This is a genomic window from Erwinia sp. JUb26 (genome assembly GCF_003751505.1).
GTDB lineage: Bacteria > Pseudomonadota > Gammaproteobacteria > Enterobacterales > Enterobacteriaceae > Erwinia.
In genome coordinates, this window is the sequence record NZ_RJVB01000011.1 from 57,175 (window position 1) to 75,022 (window position 17,848).

Annotated in this window: 19 protein-coding genes; 12 read left to right on the forward strand and 7 right to left on the reverse strand. The window is 55.7% G+C overall.

Features of this window, described 5'->3' with window-relative positions:
* Window position 1 precedes the first annotated feature (1 nt).
* Window positions 2–934: an ADP-glyceromanno-heptose 6-epimerase gene (gene rfaD, locus EC836_RS22840; RefSeq protein WP_123337446.1), complete on the reverse strand. Its 933-nt coding sequence runs from the start codon at window positions 932–934 to the stop codon at window positions 2–4.
* Window positions 935–1,161: 227 nt separating this feature from the next.
* On the opposite strand from rfaD, the gene kbl reads away from it, so the two are divergent.
* Both kbl and tdh read left to right on the forward strand, forming a co-directional pair.
* Window positions 1,162–2,358 (forward strand): glycine C-acetyltransferase, encoded by a 1,197-nt coding sequence (gene kbl / locus EC836_RS22845; RefSeq protein WP_123337448.1) that lies wholly within the window; start codon window positions 1,162–1,164, stop codon window positions 2,356–2,358.
* A gap of 11 nt (window positions 2,359–2,369) precedes the next feature.
* On the forward strand, window positions 2,370–3,401 hold the full coding sequence (gene tdh / locus EC836_RS22850) for an L-threonine 3-dehydrogenase (protein ID WP_123337450.1): 1,032 nt from the start codon (window positions 2,370–2,372) through the stop codon (window positions 3,399–3,401).
* A 35-nt stretch (window positions 3,402–3,436) separates the two neighbouring features.
* Here tdh and EC836_RS22855 read toward each other — a convergent pair whose 3' ends face one another.
* Window positions 3,437–4,369 (reverse strand): divergent polysaccharide deacetylase family protein, encoded by a 933-nt coding sequence (locus EC836_RS22855; protein ID WP_123337452.1) that lies wholly within the window; start codon window positions 4,367–4,369, stop codon window positions 3,437–3,439.
* 2 nt (window positions 4,370–4,371) lie between these two features.
* Entirely contained in the window at window positions 4,372–5,679 is a 1,308-nt protein-coding gene (gene envC / locus EC836_RS22860; protein ID WP_123337454.1) for a murein hydrolase activator EnvC, read from the reverse strand.
* Window positions 5,680–6,031: 352 nt separating this feature from the next.
* Between envC and EC836_RS22865 the strand changes: the two genes are divergently transcribed.
* The 5 genes from EC836_RS22865 (at window position 6,032) to cysE (ending at window position 9,189) form a co-directional block, all read left to right on the forward strand.
* On the forward strand, window positions 6,032–6,463 hold the full coding sequence (locus tag EC836_RS22865) for a rhodanese-like domain-containing protein (protein WP_123337456.1): 432 nt from the start codon (window positions 6,032–6,034) through the stop codon (window positions 6,461–6,463).
* A gap of 17 nt (window positions 6,464–6,480) precedes the next feature.
* Window positions 6,481–6,732 (forward strand): glutaredoxin 3, encoded by a 252-nt coding sequence (gene grxC, locus EC836_RS22870; protein WP_123337458.1) that lies wholly within the window; start codon window positions 6,481–6,483, stop codon window positions 6,730–6,732.
* Between the two features lie 86 nt (window positions 6,733–6,818).
* Window positions 6,819–7,280 carry a protein-export chaperone SecB gene (gene secB / locus EC836_RS22875; protein ID WP_123337460.1) on the forward strand — a complete coding sequence of 154 codons (462 nt, stop codon included), beginning with the start codon at window positions 6,819–6,821 and terminating at the stop codon, window positions 7,278–7,280.
* Window positions 7,280–8,299 (forward strand): NAD(P)H-dependent glycerol-3-phosphate dehydrogenase, encoded by a 1,020-nt coding sequence (gpsA, locus tag EC836_RS22880; RefSeq protein WP_123337462.1) that lies wholly within the window; start codon window positions 7,280–7,282, stop codon window positions 8,297–8,299. Before secB ends, gpsA begins: the two co-directional genes overlap by 1 nt.
* A 68-nt stretch (window positions 8,300–8,367) precedes the next feature.
* Window positions 8,368–9,189 (forward strand): serine O-acetyltransferase, encoded by an 822-nt coding sequence (cysE, locus tag EC836_RS22885; RefSeq protein WP_123337464.1) that lies wholly within the window; start codon window positions 8,368–8,370, stop codon window positions 9,187–9,189.
* Between the two features lie 14 nt (window positions 9,190–9,203).
* Here cysE and trmL read toward each other — a convergent pair whose 3' ends face one another.
* From trmL to cpxR, 3 genes are read right to left on the reverse strand one after another with little or no spacing between them, the layout of a single operon-like run.
* Window positions 9,204–9,677, reverse strand: a complete 474-nt coding sequence (gene trmL / locus EC836_RS22890) for a tRNA (uridine(34)/cytosine(34)/5-carboxymethylaminomethyluridine(34)-2'-O)-methyltransferase TrmL (protein ID WP_123337493.1) — start codon at window positions 9,675–9,677, stop codon at window positions 9,204–9,206.
* Window positions 9,678–9,715: 38 nt separating this feature from the next.
* A complete protein-coding gene (gene cpxA / locus EC836_RS22895; protein ID WP_123337495.1) occupies window positions 9,716–11,095 on the reverse strand; it encodes an envelope stress sensor histidine kinase CpxA in 1,380 nt (459 codons plus the stop codon).
* A complete protein-coding gene (gene cpxR / locus EC836_RS22900; RefSeq protein ID WP_105594464.1) occupies window positions 11,092–11,790 on the reverse strand; it encodes an envelope stress response regulator transcription factor CpxR in 699 nt (232 codons plus the stop codon). Before cpxR ends, cpxA begins: the two co-directional genes overlap by 4 nt.
* Window positions 11,791–11,942: 152 nt before the next feature.
* Between cpxR and cpxP the strand changes: the two genes are divergently transcribed.
* From cpxP to EC836_RS22925, 5 genes are all read left to right on the forward strand, one after another.
* Window positions 11,943–12,452: a cell-envelope stress modulator CpxP gene (cpxP, locus tag EC836_RS22905; protein ID WP_123337496.1), complete on the forward strand. Its 510-nt coding sequence runs from the start codon at window positions 11,943–11,945 to the stop codon at window positions 12,450–12,452.
* Between the two features lie 189 nt (window positions 12,453–12,641).
* The gene (gene fieF / locus EC836_RS22910; protein ID WP_123337498.1) at window positions 12,642–13,538 is read left to right on the forward strand and encodes a CDF family cation-efflux transporter FieF; all 897 of its coding nucleotides are present in this window, start codon (window positions 12,642–12,644) and stop codon (window positions 13,536–13,538) included.
* Window positions 13,539–13,754: 216 nt separating this feature from the next.
* Window positions 13,755–14,717: a 6-phosphofructokinase gene (gene pfkA, locus EC836_RS22915; RefSeq protein ID WP_123337500.1), complete on the forward strand. Its 963-nt coding sequence runs from the start codon at window positions 13,755–13,757 to the stop codon at window positions 14,715–14,717.
* A gap of 144 nt (window positions 14,718–14,861) precedes the next feature.
* Window positions 14,862–15,851, forward strand: a complete 990-nt coding sequence (locus EC836_RS22920; protein ID WP_123337504.1) for a sulfate ABC transporter substrate-binding protein — start codon at window positions 14,862–14,864, stop codon at window positions 15,849–15,851.
* Between the two features lie 184 nt (window positions 15,852–16,035).
* Window positions 16,036–16,782: a CDP-diacylglycerol diphosphatase gene (locus EC836_RS22925; protein WP_123337508.1), complete on the forward strand. Its 747-nt coding sequence runs from the start codon at window positions 16,036–16,038 to the stop codon at window positions 16,780–16,782.
* Between the two features lie 29 nt (window positions 16,783–16,811).
* On the opposite strand, the gene yhjD is transcribed toward EC836_RS22925, so the two are convergent.
* Window positions 16,812–17,810, reverse strand: coding sequence for an inner membrane protein YhjD (gene yhjD / locus EC836_RS22930; RefSeq protein WP_123337513.1), 999 nt, complete (start codon window positions 17,808–17,810; stop codon window positions 16,812–16,814).
* Window positions 17,811–17,848 lie beyond the last annotated feature (38 nt).

Here is a 17,848-nt window from a genome sequence, read left to right on the forward strand (position 1 = left end):
GTTAACCGTTACGGTTCAGCCACGCCATATATTCCGCCACACCTTCGGCGACGGTTTTGAATGGCTTATCGTAGCCCGCCGCGCGTAGTTTGCTCTGATCGGCAAGGGTAAACGCCTGATAGCGGCCTTTCAGTTTTTCCGGGAACGGAATGTATTCGATTTCACCTTTCTGGTGATAATTCAACGCTGCGTCCGCCACTTCCTGGAAAGATTCTGCGCGGCCGGTGCCGCAGTTAAAGATGCCGGAAACGCTGTTTTCCCAGAACCACAGGTTAACGGCGGCAACGTCTTCCACATAGATAAAGTCGCGCTTGAATCCGTCGCTGCCTTCGAACAGTTTCGGGTTCTCGCCGTTTTTCAACTGGGTATTGAGGTGGAATGCCACGCTCGCCATGCTCCCTTTGTGCCCTTCACGCGGCCCGTAAACGTTGAAGTAGCGGAAGCCACAAACCTGAGACTGCGCTTCTGGCAGAATGCTGCGGACATAGTGGTCGAACAGCATCTTGGAGTAGCCATACACGTTCAGCGGCTCTTCAAACTGACGCTCTTCGATAAAGTCGGCGTTACGGCCACCGTAAGTTGCGGCGGAAGAGGCGTACAGGAATGGAATATCGTGCTCAAGGCAATAATGCAGCAGCTCTTTTGAGTACTGATAGTTATTATCCATCATGTACTTGCCATCCCACTCGGTGGTGGAAGAGCAGGCGCCTTCGTGGAACACGGCTTCAATATCGCCAAAATCTTCATCGGCCAAAATGGAAATCAGGAAATCTTCTTTATCCATGTAGTCGGCAACGTCTAAATCAACCAGATTGGCGAATTTGGTACCGTCTTTCAGATTGTCGACCACAAGAATGTCAGTATGGCCCTTATCATTCAGCGCCTTGATGATATTGCTTCCAATAAATCCAGCACCGCCGGTGACGATAATCATGAGCTTTAACCTTTACAGTGAGGTAGAGCAGGAGGCTCCACGCGCTAATAGTCTTATCATAACATCTCAACGCGCCGCAGACAGCCAGACGAGTCTGTAACCCACGCTGCTGTACAAATTATTCCGTGAGATATGCTGCAATATTGACATCTTTCGCCATATATATCCGTTGTTGTGTTGTATTTTCAGTACACAGTTTTGCTGAAAAGCGTTGGTGAGGGATAAATATGAAGGATGTTTTTTATCAGCAGGTTAAGCAGCAGTTACGGCAGGCGGAGCGCGACGGGCTGTTTAAAAACGAACGGCAGATTACGGGCGCGCAGCAGGCGACAATCCGGCTGGCCGACGGCAGCGAACTGCTGAATTTCTGCGCCAATAACTATCTCGGACTGGCTAACCATCCGTCGCTGATTGCGGCGGCGAAATCGGGACTGGATACGCACGGTTTTGGTATGGCCTCGGTGCGATTTATCTGCGGAACGCAGGACAGCCACCGCCAGCTTGAACAGCGGCTGGCGGAATTTCTGGGCATGGAAGACAGCATCCTTTATTCCTCCTGCTTTGATGCCAACGGCGGACTGTTTGAAACCCTGCTGGGCGCGGAGGATGCTGTAATCTCCGACGCGTTGAATCACGCTTCCATTATTGACGGCATTCGCCTGTGTAAAGCGAAGCGCTATCGCTACGCCAATAACGATATGGCGGAGTTGGAATCCTGCCTGCAGCGGGCAAGGGAAGAGGGCGCGCGCCATATTCTTATCGCCACCGACGGCGTGTTTTCTATGGATGGCGTGATTGCCAATCTGGCGGGGATCTGCGATCTCGCCGATCGCTACCAGGCGTTGGTGATGGTGGATGATTCACACGCGGTGGGCTTTGTCGGTGAGGCGGGGCGCGGCAGCCACGAATACTGCGGCGTGATGGGCCGGGTGGACATCATCACCGGCACGCTGGGCAAAGCCCTTGGCGGAGCATCCGGCGGCTACACGGCGGCCAAAAAAGAGGTGGTAGAGTGGCTGCGGCAGCGCTCCCGCCCCTATCTGTTTTCCAACTCGCTGGCACCCTCAATTGTCGCGGCATCGTTACAGGTACTTTCCCTGCTGGCGGAAGGCGACGGGCTGCGGCAGCGGCTGTGGGAAAACGTGAACTATTTCCGCTCTGCGATGCAGGCAGCAGGATTTACGCTGGCCGGAGCGGATCACGCCATCATCCCCGTAATGCTGGGCGACGCGCGGCTGGCGCAGACCTTCGCCAGCCTGTTACAGCAGGAAGGGATCTACGTGACCGGTTTCTTCTATCCGGTGGTGCCTGAAGGAAAAGCGCGTATTCGTACCCAGATTTCTGCCTCCCACACGCCGCCACAGCTGGAACGCGCGGTTGATGCATTCACCCGTGTTGGCAGACAGCTGGGCGTGATTGCCTGAAAGGAGACGTGATGAAAGCACTAGCCAAACTGCACGCCCGCCCGGGCATCTGGATGATCAACGATGCGCCTATACCCGAGCCTGGCCACAATGATGTGTTAATCAAAATCCGCAAAACGGCGATCTGCGGTACCGACGTACATATTTATAACTGGGATGCCTGGTCGCAGAAGACCATTCCGGTGCCGATGATCACCGGCCACGAATACGTCGGAGAAATTGTTGCCGTGGGGCAGGAAGTGGTTGGCTTTCGTCCCGGCGATCGGGTATCCGGCGAGGGGCATATCACCTGCGGGCACTGCCGTAACTGTCGGGGAGGGCGAACTCACCTGTGTCGCAATGCGATTGGCGTTGGCGTGAACCGTCAGGGCTGCTTTGCCGAATATCTGTCTATTCCGGCGGTTAACGCCTTTAAAATCCCCGATAATATTCCCGACGAACTGGCGGCCATCTTCGATCCCTTCGGCAACGCGGTGCATACGGCGCTCTCCTTCGATCTGGTCGGCGAGGACGTATTGATCACCGGGGCAGGGCCGATCGGCATTATGGCGGCGGCCATCTGTCGCCACGTTGGCGCGCGGCATGTGGTGATCACCGACGTTAACGAATACCGGCTGGCGCTGGCTCAGAAAATGGGTGTGACCCGGGCGGTTGACGTCAGCAGGGAAGACCTGAAGGCGGTGATGAGTGAGCTGGGTATGACGGAAGGCTTTGATGTCGGGCTGGAGATGTCGGGCGTACCTGCTGCCTTTCGTTCCATGCTGGGCGTGATGAACCACGGCGGGCGCATTGCCATGCTGGGCATTCCCTCAGAGGAGATGGCCATTGACTGGAATCAGGTGATATTTAAGGGGCTGTTTATCAAAGGAATTTATGGCCGGGAGATGTTTGAAACCTGGTACAAAATGGTGGCGCTGCTGCAGTCCGGGCTGGATTTAACGCAGATAATTACCCATCGCTTCGACATCGATGATTTCCAGCAGGGGTTTGATGAAATGCGCTCCGGGTATTCGGGCAAAGTGATCCTCAACTGGCCGTCTTAAAACGCTACCGCCAGCGGGTGCTGGCGGCAGTGCCATTACCGTGTGAAATCAGGCTTTAATCCCGAAAACTGCTGCGACAGCGTCTTCAGCAACGGGCTGTTACTGACACTTTCAGCAACAATCCCCAGAGCCAGCGTTGCCGGAACCGGCACGGTTTTCACCGGGCAGTTTTTGCCGGCGCGGAACGGGTTACGCGGTTTTACCGGCTGCGGCTGGGTCTCAGGCAGCGGCGCATTGCTGCCGTGCTGCGGCTCGTTAAGCAGTTGGCTTGGCCGCACCAGCGTGATATCGGCAGGCAGGGTAGGCAGCATCTGCTGCAGTACGCGTACCGTTGTAGGATGGGGATGCCCAATCGCGATAGCCGAGCCGTCCCGTTGGGCCAGCTTTACCGCCCGGGTAAACTGCCTGCGGATATCTGCCTCATTCTGCGTATCATCCAGGAATACGCGGCGCTTGATGACTTTGACGCTGGTTCCGGCTGCCGCGCGCGTAGACTGGCTGTTGCCGATGGTCATGCTGTCGAGGAAATAATAGTTATAGCGGTCAAGAACCTGCATCACTTTCTGCATGCCGGGCAGGCTGGAGGTCATTGCGCTGCCCATATGGTTATTTAACCCAACGGCATAAGGCACATCGGCGGCGGCTTCACGCACGATACGCGCGATTTCCTCTACTGACATGTCCGGGCGCAGAGTATCTTTTTCCAGCGGTTGCCTACTGAGGGGAGCCATCGGCAGATGGATCAGCACTTCATGGCCGCGCTGATGGGCTTTGGTGGCCATCTCACGCGCGTGCGGTGCATTAGGCAGCACCGCGACGGAAATGGCCGCAGGCATCTGTAACACCTGATTTTCCTGCGCGGGGCGATAGCCAAAATCATCAATCACTATCGCAAGCTTGCCAGCGAACGACGGACTGGTCATAAGTAGCGCAGCCAGCAGACCGCTGAATTTCCTTAACTGAAACAAACTTATCTTCCTAACCACGGCAGTGGATTGACGGCCTGTCCCTGGCGGCGGATTTCGAAATAGAGTGAAGGCGTGCCGCGGCCACCGCTGTTGCCGACCAGCGCGATGGGCTGTCCTGCCCTGACCTGAGTTCCCACGCTCACCAGCGCACTCTGATTATAGCCATAGAGGCTCATATCGCCTTTCCCGTGCTCCACGACCACCACCAGTCCGTAGCCCTGCAGCCAGTCGGCCATCAGCACCCGGCCATCAGCGATCGCTTTCACTTCGGTCCCTTCCGGTGCGGCGATCACCAGGCCTTTCCAGCGCAGCTCGCCCTGCAGCTGTTCACCAAAACGGTGCTCAATGCTGCCGCGTACCGGCCACAGCGCCTGTCCTGCCGCCCGGCCAAGGCCGCCGGTACGGGAAACCAGTGCCCGCTCGCTCTCCGTGGGTTTATAGGTGGTGCCCTTACGCTTCGCCTGCGCTTCACGCTCGCGGACCTTCTGCGCCTCGCGGGCTTCACGTTCGGCACGCGCTTTAGCTTCCCGTTCGGCTTTGGCAATTTTGTCGCGCAGGCGGCTTTCGTTCTGCCGCAGTTCCACCAGCTGCGCCTGATCTTTCTCCAGCGACGATTCGAGCGTGGTCAGGGTTTGCTTACGCGCCTGGCGCGCACCCTCCAGCTTTTGCTGCTGCGATTGCTGCTGGTCTAGCAGGGATTTCTGCTGCGCCTGCTTGTCGACCAGGCTGGCTTTTTGCGCCGAGAGATCGCTACGGGTTTGCTTCAGCTCATCGATGGATTTCTGCCGGGCATCATTCAGATAGCCGAAATAGGCCAGCATGCGCTCGCTGCGCTGGCTCTCTTCGCCGCTGAGGATCAGCTGTAGACCACTGTGCTGGCCCTGGCGGAAAGCGGCATCAAGCTGCTGCGCCAGCATCGATTCCTGCTGCTGTTGCTGCTTCTGAAGCTTATTGATGGAGGCGGTGAGGGAACTGATATCTTTACTCAGCGAACCCAAACCCGACTGCGTTTCCCGCAGCTGGCGGCTGGCCTGGGCAATCACTTTTTCCTGGGCCTGAAGCTGATCGAGAAGCTTGCTGCGCTGCTGCTTTTGCAGCTGGACGCTTTTCTCTTTTTCGGCGATATCCTGCTGGATACTTTGCAGCTGCGACTTGTTGTCTTCGGCGGCGGAAGCAGAAAAAGACCATAACAACGCGCCGGTGCAAAGAACACTGACGGTCAGGATGGACAAGCTTGCACGTAATGACGGCGCGGGTGCCTGCTTGTTACGTGGGGTCCATGAATGTATCACTGTTGCTTTTTCCCTCATAGCTTCGGATTATTCCACGATGAACAGCAGCTTACCAGCCATCTCTACCGGGTTTTCAGTTACTGACAGTAACAGCCATCGCGACCCAACACGGGATTTTTATGCGGTCGGCGCGCCTCTCAGAAGCGTGCTTGGCGACAGCCGTAATGGCGGCTTGCACAACAAATAACCGCTCAAGAACGATACGCCGTTATCTCAGGATAGTATTTTTCACTTAAGGCAACTTTTTTTTGTAATCTGCCGCAGAAAACATAACTCTGAGGAGCTTATCGACTGTACATGGCAGTCCTGGCAGGTATACTCAGAAGCCTTATTTTTAGCTTATTAACCCTTCCGGGAGTTGTTACCCCTCATGCAAGATATTATGCAGTTTGCAGGCAATCACACAATTTTAAGTCTGGCGTGGGTTGTTTTGCTGGTTTTGGTGATCGTGACCACGGTTAAGGGTCTGTTCTCAAAAGTGAAAACGATTAGCCGCGGTGAAGCGACCCGTTTAATCAACAAAGAAGATGCTGTGGTTGTAGATGTGCGTGGGCGCGATGACTTCCGTAAAGGCCATATTTCGAATGCCGTTAACGTACTGGCTGCAGATATCAAAAAAGGCAGCTTCAGCGAACTGGAAAAACACAAAGCGCAGCCGCTGATTGTCGTGTGTGCCACCGGCACGTCGGCAAACGAATCCGCGTCGCAGCTGAACGCTGCCGGATTTGCGCAGGTGTACGTGCTGAAAGACGGTATTTCCGGCTGGAGCGGCGAGAATCTGCCGCTGGTTCGCGGTAAATAAATTTCAGGAGTGTCGGCATGGCTAACATTGAGATCTATACCAAAGCAACCTGTCCTTTCTGCCATCGCGCCAAAGCGCTGTTGGATCAGAAAGGAGCGAGCTACCAGGAGATCCCGATTGATGGGGATGCCGATACGCGTGAAGTGATGATTAAACGCAGCGGCCGGACTACCGTTCCTCAAATTTTTATTGATGCACAGCACATCGGCGGCTGTGACGATCTCTTTGCGCTCGACGGCCGCGGCGGCTTAGACCCGCTGTTAAAATAGTTACGAGCTGAGTACGCACTGAGCGCTCACAGGACGACGAACACTGCGGCACAATAACGGATTATTAACCCATAGGATTACGTATCATGTCAGAACAAAACAACACCGAGATGGCTTTCCAGATCCAGCGTATCTACACCAAGGATATTTCTTTTGAAGCGCCAAACGCTCCACAAGTCTTCCAGAAAGAGTGGGAACCTGAAGTTAAACTGGATCTTGACACCGCGTCGACTCAGCTGGCTGATGACGTCTATGAAGTGGTACTGCGTGTGACCGTTACCGCTACGGTAAACGACGAAGCTGCGTTCCTGTGTGAAGTTCAGCAGGCGGGTATCTTCTCCGTCAGCGGTATCGAAGGCACGCAGATGGCCCACTGCCTGGGTGCATACTGCCCGAATATCCTGTTCCCGTATGCTCGTGAATGCATTACCAGCCTGGTTTCTCGCGGAACCTTCCCGCAGCTAAACCTGGCACCGGTTAACTTCGACGCGCTGTTTATGAATTATCTGCAGCAGTCAGAAGGTGCAGCGCCGCAGCAGGATGCTTAATGCGTAGCTCTCATGCTTCCATGAGCGTCATCGGTGCCGGCTCGTACGGCACCGCCCTGGCGATTACGCTGGCCCGAAACGGCCACGAGGTGGTGCTGTGGGGGCATAACCCGCAGCATCAGGCACAGCTACAGGCCGATCGCTGCAATACCGCTTTTCTTCCCGATGTGCCTTTCCCCGATACCCTTCAGATAGAAACCGACCTGGCGAACGCGATTGCTGCCAGCCGGGATTTGCTGGTGGTCGTGCCCAGCCACGTATTCGGTGACGTTTTGCAGCAGATCAAACCGCATCTGCGTGCGGATTCCCGCCTGGTATGGGCGACAAAAGGCCTGGAGAAAGAGACCGGCCGTCTGCTGCAGGATGTGGCGCGCGAGATCCTCGGTGATGCGATCCCGCTGGCGGTGATTTCCGGCCCGACCTTTGCCAAAGAGCTGGCTGCGGGGCTGCCAACGGCGATTGCCCTGGCGGCAACCGACAGCACGTTCGCGGATGAGATACAGCAGCTGCTGCACTGTGGTAAAAGCTTCCGGGTCTATAACAACCCTGATTTTATCGGCGTCCAGCTCGGTGGTGCGGTGAAGAACGTCATCGCTATCGGAGCGGGAATGTCGGATGGTATAGGCTTTGGTGCCAATGCCCGTACGGCGCTGATTACCCGAGGTCTGGCTGAAATGAGCCGCCTGGGAGCCGCGCTGGGAGCCGATCCCACCACGTTTATGGGCATGGCGGGTCTGGGCGACCTGGTGCTGACCTGTACCGACAATCAGTCGCGCAATCGTCGTTTCGGCATGATGCTGGGACAGGGTGCGGATGTTGAGGGTGCTCAGCACACCATCGGCCAGGTGGTGGAAGGCTTCCGCAATACCAAAGAAGTGAAAGCCCTGGCGGCGCGTTTCGGTGTTGAAATGCCGATCACCGAGCAGATTTATCAGGTCCTTTACTGTGGTAAAAATGCGCGTGAGGCGGCGTTAAGCCTGCTTGGGCGTACCAGAAAAGATGAGAACAGCGGTAGCTGAATTCACGTTCATCGTGCCGTCGTCTGCTGGCGCCCTGACCGGGCGCCATTTTTAATGGGGAGTGAGTCATGTCGTGTGTAGAGCCTGAACTGATCTGGGATAACATCAAAACGGAAGCGCGAGCGCTGGCCGATTGTGAACCTATGCTGGCCAGTTTTTACCACGCAACCCTGCTCAAGCATGACGATCTCGGCAGCGCGCTGAGCTATATGCTGGCCAACAAGCTGGCAAATCCGATCATGCCGGCGATTGCCATCCGCGAAGTGATTCAGGATGCCTATTCGCAGGACCCCTCGATGATCGTCTCCGCCGCCTGCGACATTCAGGCGGTGCGCCAGCGTGACCCGGCGGTCGATAAATACTCGACGCCGTTACTCTATCTGAAAGGTTTCCACGCGCTGCAGGCGCATCGCATTGGCCACTGGCTGTGGCATCAGGGACGCCGTGCGCTGGCGGTGTACCTGCAAAACGAAGTGTCCGTGTCGTTTGCCGTGGACATTCACCCGGCGGCGAAAATCGGGCGAGGCATCATGCTCGACCATGCCACGGGGATCGTCGTGGGTGAAACGGCGGTGATTGAAGACGATGTTTCTATCCTGCAGTCCGTTACCCTCGGCGGTACCGGTAAAACCAGCGGCGATCGCCACCCGAAGATACGTCAGGGGGTGATGATTGGCGCGGGCGCGAAGATCCTCGGCAATATCGAAGTGGGTCAGGGTGCGAAGATCGGCGCGGGTTCCGTCGTATTGCAGCCGGTGCCGCCACACACGACTGCGGCTGGGGTTCCGGCACGCATTGTCGGCAAGCCAAACAGCGACATGCCGTCAATGGATATGGACCAGCACTTTAACGGCATGGTGCCGGGCTTTGAGTTCGGCGACGGGATCTGAGCCAGGCTCAGATCTCAGCTTCTCAGCAACGCACCTGCATAGCCCAGCTGCCGCCACGCTTCATACACCACCACCGACACCGCATTTGACAGGTTCATGCTGCGGCTGTCGGCCATCATCGGAATACGAATTTTTTGCTGTGCGGGCAGGGCATCCAGAATGCTGGCCGGCAGGCCGCGCGTTTCCGGGCCAAACAGCAGATAATCGCCATCCTGATAGCTTACCGCGCTGTGCGCAGGGGTTCCCTTGGTGGTCAGTGCAAACAGGCGCTCAGGCGCTTCTGCGGCGACAAACGCCCCATAGTTGGCGTGATGCTTAATGGCGGTGAATTCGTGGTAGTCCAGCCCGGCGCGGCGCAGTCGTTTATCATCCCAGGCAAAACCCAGTGGTTCGATAAGATGCAGCTGAAAGCCGGTATTGGCGCACAGGCGGATGATATTGCCGGTATTCGGCGGGATTTCAGGTTCGAATAAAACGATATGTAGCATGGAACGGCCCTCTGATACGAGGGCCGCAGGATAGCAAATTATTCGTGCTGAGTGGTATACAGCGGTAGCCAGATGGTCAGCCGCAGCCCGCCGAGCGGGCTGTCATCGGCCTTGACCCAGCCGTGGTGCTGCTGAATGGCATTTTCCACAATTGCCAGCCCCAGTCCGGTCCCGCCCGATTCGCGGTCACGGGCCTCGTCGGTACGGTAGAACGGCCGGAAAATCTGTTCCCGATCCTCCGGACTGACGCCCGGACCATCATCATCCACATGAACGGTGACGCCTTTTTTATCGACCGAGAAGCTGACCGAAATTTTGCTGTGCGAGTAGCGCAGGGCGTTACGTACGATGTTTTCCAGCGCGCTGTCGAGCGTGCTGGGGTTACCGTATAGCGGCCACGGACCCGGTGGATAAGGCACCTCCAGCGACTTGCCCATCTGTTCCGCTTCGAACTTCGCGTCTTCCAGTACATCCGACCACAGGTGATTGGCTTTTATCGCCTCGCTGACCAGCGCATTTTTGTGCTGAGTTCGCGAGAGCACGAGCAGATCGTTGATCATGCCGTCCAGGCGCTGGGCCTCCATCTCAATACGCTCCAGTTCTTTGGCTTCGCCGTGGCGCCGCCGCATCAGTGCGGTGGCAAGCTGCAGGCGCGTTAGCGGGGTACGCAGCTCATGCGAAATGTCGGATAACAGCCGCTGCTGTGAGGTCATCATCCGTTCCAGCGCGCTGACCATCTGATTGAAGCTGGCCCCCGCGGCAAGGAATTCCTGCGGCCCGGCTTCCAGTTCCGGGCGCTGGCGTAAGTTTCCGGCGGCAACATCATCCGCGGCGTGTTTCAGCTTGCGCGCGGGTTTTGCCAGACTCCATGCCAGCCAGAGTAGCAGGGGCGAACTGATCAGCATGGTGACGATCAGCAGCAGCAGCGGCCGGTCAAACAGCAGGTTGATAAAGTCGAGCTGAGAATTACTGGCAGGACGGATCAGGTAAAGCTGATAGCTGTCTTCCCCATCGCGCACGGAGAACGGGCCCGCCATTTCCAGGCGGCCATATTTTTTCTTCTGCGGCTGATCGGCGTTATCGGACTGGCCGATAAAATTACGGATCACCTGCATTTCATTGTGCTGCGCGCCAATCACCCGGCCTTCACTGGTGACCAGCAACAGACGCTGGCCGGGGGGAGCCCACTTGTCAATTGCGCGAAACAGCCTGCGCCACCACATCAAGTCGTTGGGCGGATCCTGTGACAGTTCCGCCTCAACGTGCTGCTCAATCATTACTCCCTGCCGCTCCTCGCTGTCCAGCAGCGGCGTCATCTGGCGGGAGTCGAGTTTTGGCAGCATTAACACCAACATCAGCACCAGTGCCAGCGTCAGCCAGAATATGGCAAAGATACGGGTGGTCAGGCTGGATATCATGTTGCGGATACCATCAGATAGCCACGTCCGCGCAGCGTTTTGAACCATGGATGCTCATCTTTGCGCTCCGGCAGTTTGCGCCGCAGATTTGAGATATGCATATCGATGGCGCGGTCGAACGGGGTCAGGCGCTTGCCAAGCACTTCCTGACTCAGATGTTCACGTGAAACCACCTGGCCTAAGTGCTGCGCCAGCAGGTAAAGCAGTGTGAATTCTGTTCCGGTCAGATCCAGCGTCACGCCGTCGAAGCTGGCTTCCTGACGTCCAGGGTTCAGACGCAGTAAATCCACCTCTAGCGTTGGCGAACTGTTGTCGTGCTGTTGCTGCTGCTCACTCCAGTTGGAGCGGCGCAGAATGGCACGAATGCGCGCGACCAGTTCGCGGTCGTTGAACGGTTTTGGCAGGTAATCATCCGCACCCAGCTCCAGACCGAGTACGCGGTCCAGTTCGCTGCCGCGAGCGGTTAGCATAATCACCGGCGTCTGATGTTGTTGACGCAGTTCTTTCAGGGTATCAATGCCGTTTTTCTTTGGCATCATCACATCCAGCAATAGCAGGTCCACACTGCTATCCAGCAGCGCCAGCGCCTGTTCACCGTCACCGGCAACCAGCACATTGAAGCCTTCCATTTCCAGCAATTCTTTCAGCAGCGAAGTCAATTCGCGGTCATCGTCAACCAACAGGATTTTATTCATCTTTTATTGCCCTCCGCAGGCAAAATACCGTGAACGAACGCGCTCAATCTATGACTTTACGTAGTTTTACACCCCCTGACGCTTGTTTGCAGCAGGCCCCGTAGACTGAATCTCGTTGAATCGAAATACGGAAACAAACTTGGGAGTAAACGATGCGCAGAGTTACCGCCGTCGTTGCGGTTCCGGCGCTGGTGCTTAGCCTCTCCACCGCATGGGCTGCTGACGCTACGACGAATGACGAGATGCATCACAATGATGGAGCAGGCAGCACACTCAGGCTGGTTCCGCAAAATCACATGTTTGATGGCATCAATTTAACGGAGCAGCAGCGTCAGCAACTACGCGATCTGATGCAGCAGGCCCGGCACGATCGTTCTCCTATAAGTATTAACGATTTAGAGCAACTGCACGAACTGATTATTGCAGATAAATTCGATCAGGCAGCCTATGAGGCTCAGGTGGAAAAAATAGCGCAGGCAGAGGTTGGACGTCAGGTCGAGATGGCCCGGGTACGCAACCAGATGTATCACCTGTTAACACCGCAGCAGCAGGCTGTTTTAGAACAGAAACATCAGCAGCGCATCGATGAATTGCGCAAGCTAACGAACTCGCAGCAGGCTTCGCCTCTGCAGGCAGTACGTAACACCAGCAGTAACCCGTAAAGTACCAGTAAATAGTATCCCTGTTTTTCCTTGCCATAGACACCATCCCTGTCTTCCCCCTCATGATGAGGGGGTTTTTTTTGCCCATCAGATCCTCACGACTCGCTGCAGGTACCGGTCCGCAATAACCGGGACTTTTTTGCGCTTAAATCCAGTATACTGACGGTACTTATCCTGCCGGAGTGCGTCATGAATCAACGCTATGCTCGGCTGGTCAACTCGGCAGCACTGGCCGCGACGGTTCTTGCTTCGCTGCTGTTGATCATCAAAATTTTCGCCTGGTGGCACACCGGATCGGTCAGCGTTTTAGCTGCGCTGGTCGACTCGCTGGTGGATATTGCCGCTTCCCTGACCAATCTGCTGGTGGTCCGCTACTCGTTGCAGCCTGCCGACGCAGAGCATACCTTTGGCCACGGCAAAGCCGAATCGCTCGCCGCCCTGGCGCAAAGCATGTTTATTTCAGGCTCGGCCCTGTTTCTGTTTCTTACCGGTCTTCAGCACCTGGCGACGCCCGCGCCGATGCATGCGCCGCTGGTGGGGATGATCGTCACCGTTATTGCGCTGTTTTCTACGCTTGTCCTGGTGACTTTCCAGCGCTGGGTGGTACGGCATACCCACAGCCAGGCAATTAGAGCGGACATGTTGCACTATCAGTCTGACGTGATTATGAACGGGGCGATACTGCTGGCGCTTGGCCTGAGCTGGTACGGTTTTCATCGCGCGGATGCGCTGTTTGCTCTGGGCATCGGCGTATGGATCCTCTACAGTGCGCTACGGATGGGCTATGAAGCCGTACAGGCGTTGCTGGATCGCGCGCTGCCCGATGAAGAACGGCAGGCCATCGAAGAAATTATTGCCGCGAAGTCCGGCATTCAGGGGGCGCATGATATTCGCACCCGCCAGTCCGGGCCGACCCGCTTTATTCAGCTCCATCTGGAAATGGATGATGATTTACCTCTGGTTAAGGCGCATAAGATAGCGGATGAACTGGAGCAGGCGCTGCTGACGCGTTTTCCAGGTTCTGATGTGATTATTCATCAGGATCCGTGCTCCGTGGTGCCAGTGGAGCCAAAGAATAATTTTTAGTAGTAAAGCGTCATGAAATGAATCAGTTAGCTTTGCATCACATAAAACGTGAGTTACCGCAAAAAAAATAGGCAAATCTAGCCTGACCTGAATCAATTCAGCTAACAAGTTTTGATATACTATCAGCTTAACTTAGTCGGTTATCTCTTGTGCGCGCGTCCTGCCGCCCCCGGCGTTCAGAATTCAACATTTGCATCAACAAGTTCAGAGGTTGTCATGATCAAGAAAATCGGTGTACTGACAAGCGGCGGCGACGCCCCAGGTATGAACGCTGCAATCCGCGGCGTCGTGCGCGCGGCGCTGAGTGAAGGACTGGAAGTTTTTGGTATTTATGACGGCTATCTGGGCCTGTATGAAGATCGCATGGTTAATCTGGATCGCTACAGCGTATCCGACATGATTAACCGCGGCGGCACGTTCCTGGGTTCTGCACGTTTCCCTGACTTCCGTAAAGACGAAGTGCGCGCGGTTGCCATTGAAAACATGAGAAAGCGCGGCATTGATGCGCTGGTGGTGATCGGCGGTGACGGTTCCTACATGGGTGCCAAGCGCCTGACCGAAATGGGCTTCCCGTGCATCGGCCTACCGGGTACGATCGATAACGACGTTGCCGGTACGGACTACACCATCGGTTATTTCACCGCGCTGGAAACGGTAGTGGAAGCGATTGACCGCCTGCGCGATACCTCCTCTTCGCATCAGCGTATTTCTATCGTTGAAGTGATGGGCCGCTACTGTGGCGATCTGACCCTGGCCGCGGCGATTGCCGGTGGCTGTGAGTTCATCGTGCTGCCGGAAACGCCATACACCCGTGAAGAGCTGCTGGCGGAGATTAAAGCCGGTATCGCTAAGGGTAAAAAGCACGCGATTGTGGCGATCACCGAGCACATCTGCGATGTAGATGAGCTGGCGAAATATATCGAAGTTGAAACCAAGCGTGAAACCCGTGCAACGGTGCTGGGCCATATCCAGCGCGGCGGCGCACCGGTAGCCTACGATCGTATTCTGGCTTCGCGTATGGGGGCCTATTCCATCGAACTGCTGCTGCAGGGCTACGGCGGCCGCTGCGTTGGTATTCAGAACGAGAAAATGGTTCACCACGACATCGTTGATGCGATTGAAAACATGAAGCGTCCGTTTAAGGGCGACTGGCTGGAAACCGCCAAAAAGCTTTACTGATAAAAAACAAGGCGCTGCGCTCCAGCGCCTTTTTTATGCAAAGTGTTATTCCATAAAGTTATTACAGCTTCTTTTTAATTCTTTAATTCACAGTCTGCTTTATGTCACGCTCCTTCTCAGATTAAACCTTTGGGAGTGCGTGCAATGAAGAAGTGGAGTGTGGGAATTACCCTGTTACTGGCCTCAACCAGCGTGCTGGCGAAGGATATTCAGCTGCTGAATGTCTCTTACGATCCAACACGTGAGCTGTATGAGCAATACAACAAAGCGTTCAGCGCTCACTATAAGCAGGAAACCGGTGACAACGTGGTGATTCGCCAGTCGCACGGCGGCTCTGGCAAACAGGCAACGTCGGTGATTAACGGAATTAAAGCGGATGTCGTTACTTTGGCGCTGGCCTCGGACGTTGACGCCATTGCAGAACGCGGCCGCATCGATAAAAACTGGATCAAACGTCTGCCGGATAACTCCGCGCCGTACACCTCGACGATTGTCTTCCTGGTACGTAAAGGCAACCCTAAACAAATTCACGACTGGCCGGATCTCATTAAGCCAGGCGTCTCTGTGATTACCCCGAACCCGAAAACCTCCGGCGGCGCACGCTGGAACTATCTGGCGGCCTGGGGATGGGCACTGGATCAGAACAACGGCGATCAGGCGAAAGCACAGGAATACGTCAAATCGCTGTTTAAGAACGTTGAAGTTCAGGATTCTGGCGCACGTGGTGCGACCAACACCTTCGTTGAGCGCGGTATCGGTGACGTGCTGATTGCCTGGGAAAACGAAGCGTATCTGGCGGTGAACAAACTGGGTAAAGATCAGTTTGAAATTATCACCCCAAGCGAGTCAATCCTGGCCGAGCCGACCGTTTCCGTGGTGGATAAAGTGGTCGACGAGCGCGATACCCGTAAAGTTGCCGACGAGTATCTGAAGTATCTCTACTCGACGGAAGGCCAGACTATCGCGGCCCAGAACTTCTACCGTCCGCGTGATGAGGCGGTTGCCAAGAAATTTGCCAGCACCTTCCAGCCGGTGAAGCTGTTCACTATCGACGGTAAGTTCGGTGGCTGGACAACGGCGCAGAAAACCCACTTTGCAGAAGGTGGAACCTACGATCAGGTGATGAAGCGCTAAACGCCGATCGCAAGCACCACAATAAGGGCCGACACTGTCGGCCTTTTTCGTTTTTACACTGATGAACAGATCCGGTTTCTACGTGAATCTTCTCGCCGCGAAAGCGCTTCCTCCGATGATTTCACATGACCAAACGGCCCGCTTCGATTACATTGTGAACGATCGATGGCTGAGGTAAAAATTGATGCATGGAAGAAAGCGTTTAGCGGTTTTGCTGGTGGTGGTGATAGCGGCATCGGCTGGCGCTATGGCCCTGTATTTTAATCACAATGCCGATGCGCTTTGGAAGATTGTCAGCCAGCAGTGCGTGGCGGGCGAGCAGCAGAAAAACGATCCGGCCCCGTGCAGCCTGGTCAGTGAAGCCGACGGCTATGTGGTGCTGAAAGACCGCAACGGCGCGCTGCAGTTTCTGCTGTTGCCGATCGCAAAAATAACCGGCGTTGAGAGCGACAAATTACTCAGCCCGGCCACGCCGAACTTTTTATCCGAGGCCTGGCGCGCCCGGCATTTTATGGAAGAACGCCGGGGAGCGGCAATTAACGACCGGGTCTATTCGCTGGCGGTGAATGCACAGTGGGGACGCACGCAGAATCAGCTGCATGTGCATATCTCCTGCCTGCGGGCCGATATTCGCCAGCAGCTGGATGAACTCGATAACACGCTGAATGCGCAGTGGCAGACGCATAAACTGGGTAAAAACAACTACGTTATGCGGGCGATGACCCGCGATGAGTTTAAGCGTACCAGCCCGTTTATCCGTATTGCCAACGAACTGCCCGGCGCGCACGAACACATGGGTCGTTACGGCATCGCGATTGCCGCGCTGAAAGACGGACGGCGGGCGCTGATGGTGGTGGAGCGCAACTGGCTGCTTTTGAACCGGGGTTCTGCGGAAGAGCTGCAGGATCACAGCTGCGCGCTGCTGAAATAGTCAGGCCGGATTTCTCCGGCCTGTTCACGCTATTTTTCCGCCAGTTTCGGGTCGTCTTTATACTGTGCGGTGGCAATCCACGCCGCGCAGAACAGCGTCAGACGGGCAAAGAAATAGAAGAACGCCATCAGTCCCAGCACGGAACCGAAAGCGGCTCCGGACGGCGAAGAAGCCAGCTTCGGCAGCGTCAGGGTCATAATAAATTTAATCACCTCAAAGCCAATTGCCGCCAGTAGCGTACCGCGCAGCAGCGCTTTTTTACGCGGCTTGTGGCGCGGCAGGATCCAGAAAATCCACAGGAACAGCAGATAGTTGGCAAATATCGAGATCGACAGGGCGATCGTCGTCATCGCTGGCCTCAGCCATTCTATACCTTCCAGCCCCAGCGCCCGCACGATCGTCGCCTGTGCCGCACCGGCAATCGAGGTCAGCGACAGCGTGATTATCAGCGCCAGCACCAGCCCGGTCAGCGAGATAAAATCGCGAGAATATTTGAACCAGACTTTTTCCTGATCCTGCGGTGTCCGCTCCCAGACGTCACGCGACTGGGCGCGTATCGCTTCACGCAGATTACCCATCCAGCTGATACCTGAATACAGCGCCACCAGCAGACCGGTTAACCCGACCGTCGTACGCTGCTGAATTGCCGTATTCACCGTATTCTTTAACGTGGACGCCAGGGCGGGATCGCTGATGCTGCTGACGATCTTATCGATCAGCTCGGTCAGCAGATCCTGATTTGAGGCCAGCAAAAAACCGACGGCGGCAAAGGACACCATCAGGATGGGGATTAGCGAAAGAAAGGAGAAATAGGTAATCGCTGCGCCAAACTGGCTGCCCAGCCGATCGTTAAATCGCTCACCCGCACGAATAAAATGCGCCACCGCCGGGATCGCGCGGAACCAGCTGACCAACCGGGAAACCCGGGTGATGGATTTATCGACCGTATGATTCCCGGTTTTGATGTTGATTAGCGGTTTTTCCGCCGTGGTTGTTGCCTGGGGATCGCGCCGTTGAGTATCCGCCATGAATCTTTCTCTGTCCTTTAGATTAACGTTTAATTGCA